This is a genomic window from Pedobacter sp. 10L46_2 (assembly GCF_056395165.1).
This window is the reverse complement of record NZ_JBFTIZ010000464.1, coordinates 1-2117: the sequence shown is the minus strand read 5'-3', so window position 1 is coordinate 2117 and position 2117 is coordinate 1. Positions and strand designations below refer to the sequence as shown.

General features: G+C 37.0%; 3 protein-coding genes and 1 pseudogene. 2 read left to right on the top strand and 2 right to left on the bottom strand.

Annotated elements, in window-relative coordinates:
* Together AC1DDX_RS26795 and AC1DDX_RS26790 are read right to left on the bottom strand one after the other, a co-directional pair.
* Positions 1 to 246, bottom strand: a 246-nt coding sequence (locus tag AC1DDX_RS26795; protein WP_477622968.1) for a hypothetical protein, incomplete at its 3' end; no start/stop codon positions are given.
* 77 nt (positions 247 to 323) lie between these two features.
* Positions 324 to 542 (bottom strand): hypothetical protein, encoded by a 219-nt coding sequence (locus AC1DDX_RS26790; RefSeq protein ID WP_172662641.1) that lies wholly within the window; start codon positions 540 to 542, stop codon positions 324 to 326.
* Between the two features lie 192 nt (positions 543 to 734).
* Here AC1DDX_RS26790 and AC1DDX_RS26785 point away from each other — a divergent pair, with 192 nt between their 5' ends.
* Entirely contained in the window at positions 735 to 950 is a 216-nt protein-coding gene (locus AC1DDX_RS26785) for a hypothetical protein (protein WP_172662642.1), read from the top strand.
* Between the two features lie 174 nt (positions 951 to 1124).
* Positions 1125 to 2117: pseudogene (locus AC1DDX_RS26780) on the top strand (hybrid sensor histidine kinase/response regulator); the annotation flags it as partial.

The window sequence follows — 2117 nt, the reverse complement described above, 5'->3', positions numbered from 1 at the left end:
GTTCTGATCCGCCACTATCAGTAATGGCAGATTGTTAGTCTGATATGCTTTGGTAATAGAAGAGGCATCTATAAGTAGTTGAGTATAAAAGATAGGGGTCTGTTTTAACCCTTCAGCAACCTTATCTACCGTTTCATACGTGATCAGTAAAACTTCCAGATTTTCTGGATTTTTTACTGATCTAATAACCTCATTTACTTTGTTGTAATCTCCTGTTTCAAAGCAGTTTGGGTGCCAGAAAATCATTAGTATTGATTTTTTTTCAAGGCGTCAATATTCGTTTTCTTAGCCAGGGGGATCCAGATTCAATACAGACCCAACCTTCAACCTGGGGCTTGCTGGACGTAAGGATATTTTATAAGTTCATATGTTTCAGCTTCCTTTTTAAGGTCTCTTTTTTCAATGATTTTTCTAAACTGGCTGTCCGATTCCTTCTTCTTCAGCACAATTCTATATTCCTTTCCCACAAGCATGTTAACCACTTTCAGCGAGTCAACTCTGTTTCCCTGCTCATCATATACATCCTTACTTTGATCTATCATCTTATTTATTCAGAACCATTCATAGTTATGGTTCCTGAAGTAGTCGTCTGAGCAAAAGTAATTGAAGAAATACTGAGTAATAAAGAAATTGGGAGCGCTATTTTCATTATTTATCTATTTGGTACTTACAAGGTGATAAAATTTCTTAAAACACTTTCATTATCAGAATGTTCTAAATAAAAACCTTATATTATGAAATTCAAAAAAGTTGAACACACAAAAGCCTCCTTTGGATTTATAACTGGGCTTGTAGTTGGCATAGTTGTAGGTATTTTATTTATCCAAAATAAAGCTGGTACGGTCAAACAAGAACAAATGAACAAACAAACTGACCTGGTTAAGGCCGAGGAAATAGCTAATCATCTTGCCTACCTGGGGCACCAGGCAGAGCAAAGTACATTAGATTAAAGCTGTTTTTATCTACAAGTTGAGCAAAAATTTTCTTGTAGCGGGTAATAAACAATAGGGCAGTGCGTCAAAGTAGTTATAAATGGTCAGAAAATGCATTGGTATGCTATTTGCCTATATGCACAGCGTGACAAACTTTTTGTTGCAATTTATCCTACTTGTTTAACATATTTAATGAAAGTAACCTACACACAGACTCAGTCCAGGAAAATTCTTCTTGCTTTTCTGGCTATTGTAATTGTTTTGGCGATCGCTGCACTTTTTGTACGTAACTCTATATCACATAAATTAGAAAACATAGTTAAGCAGGCCAACAATGTAGACGTTGATGGCTCCAAGCCCCAGCAAATACTGCTGCTGCTCCACCAGGCAGAAGACGATTTTCAAGAGTCCTTACTTAATGTTAAAAGCAAAAAAAGTGCGGACTATAAATCCAAGCTGTCTAAAGCCTTTAACCAGATTGATACCTTATTAAAAAGAACCACAGATACGCTTCAGATAACACCTGATCAAAGCATAAAAGTGAAAGACTGGTATCGTAAAAAGCTGCAGCTTTCAGACAAGTTGTATGCTGTTAAACATAATTTTGATTCCCTGCTCACTGTATATGCCACTTTTGAAGCTGAAGGAAGTAAGGGAGAAGAAAAGCTGGTTACCAGCATCAAATCAAGCAGCAAAGTAAAAAGCAAAACAGATACCGTTCGTAAAGAAGTAATTGTTCAAAAAAAGGGGCTCTTTTCGAGATTAAAGGATGCCATTTCTAACAAAAATGACGGTTCTCCCACAGCTGTGGTTGAAATTAACCATCGCGAGCAGACCGAGAACTCGGCTCTTGCCACCCGGAAAGGGCTTAGTAGCGATAGGGCCGTATACCTGGATAAATTGCAGAAACTGCAAGAAAGAAACGTAAAGATGCTTACCATGCAGCGCGAACTGATAAGCCTGAATGATCACATTAGTACTGAACTGGAAAACATCATTAATGAGGTGAAGACACTCAACTACAATATGGCCGATGAATTTAAAACAATGGCTTTTAAAAGTTATCAGGAATCAACAGATTTATTAAACAGGCTGTATTTGGCAGCCCTTTTTCTTGTGCTGGTTTTTGCCATGCTGTTAATTATATTTATAGTAAAGCTTAACGGTTCTGAAAAACAATTGCGT